Origin of the sequence: Paraburkholderia sp. Ac-20347 (assembly GCF_017104805.1) — a bacterium.
In the GTDB taxonomy this organism is placed as follows: Bacteria; Pseudomonadota; Gammaproteobacteria; order Burkholderiales; family Burkholderiaceae; genus Paraburkholderia; species Paraburkholderia tropica.
Genome location: NZ_JAAGPN010000610.1, coordinates 1 through 887 on the forward strand (window position 1 = coordinate 1; position 887 = coordinate 887).

Genomic DNA, 887 nt, shown 5'->3' on the forward strand with positions numbered 1-887 from the left:
TCGAGGTGGCGGCGGAAGCGGCCACGCTGGGCCGCTTCGTCGCGCTGCGTGCCGCCGACGAACGCGGCGCGGACGCCTTGCGCGAACTCGCCGCCGATGCGCTGCGCACGCTCGCTCCGTTACGCGCCACGCAGACGGCCGCCGAACTCGCGAAACGGTTCGACGCGCCGCTCACGCAACGTCAGCGCGAGTACGTCGAGAACTGGGGCTATCCGTACGTGTTCGACGAATTTCGTTTTCACATGACGCTCTCCGATTCATTTCCGGATTCGCCCGACGACCGCGACGCGCGTGCGCAACTCACGCAGGCCTGGAATGCGCGGATGCACGACGCTGGCGCGCTGCCCGTGCACGGCGTAGCGCTCTACGTGGAGCCGCGTCCGGGCGCGCCGTTCGCATTGTGGCGGCGGGCGGCTTTCGCGCCGGGAGTCCGCGCATGACCATTCCCACGGCACAACTTGCGACCACCCGCCTGATCTATGTGATGGGCCCGTCGGGCGCGGGCAAGGACACGCTGCTCGGCTATGCGCGCGCGCGTCTCGCGAGCGAAGGCGTGGTGTTCGCGCATCGCTACATCACGCGCGAGGACGGCGGGCCCGAAAATCACATCGCGCTGACCGACGCCGAATTCGAGTCGCGTTCGAAACTCGGCCTGTTCGCGCTGCAATGGCGCAGCCATGCGCTGCGTTACGGGATCGGTGTGGAAATCGACCAGTGGCTGGCGCTCGGCTGCACGGTGGTCGTGAACGGCTCGCGCGCCTACGTGGCCGAGGCGCTCGCGCGTTATCCGCGCATGACGCTCGTGCATGTGGAGGCCGCGCCGCACGTGCTCGCCGCGCGTCTCGCTTCGCGCGCGCGGGAAACGCCCGAGCAGGTCGCCGCGCGGT

General features: G+C 69.4%; 2 protein-coding genes. Both read left to right on the forward strand.

What is annotated here, in order from left to right:
* Nucleotides 1–440 (forward strand): DUF1045 domain-containing protein (locus G3N97_RS38995; RefSeq protein WP_205998026.1); only part of this gene is annotated, 440 nt, incomplete at its 5' end.
* Nucleotides 437–887 (forward strand): phosphonate metabolism protein/1,5-bisphosphokinase (PRPP-forming) PhnN (gene phnN / locus G3N97_RS39000; protein ID WP_205998027.1); only part of this gene is annotated, 451 nt, incomplete at its 3' end. The genes G3N97_RS38995 and phnN, both read left to right, overlap by 4 nt.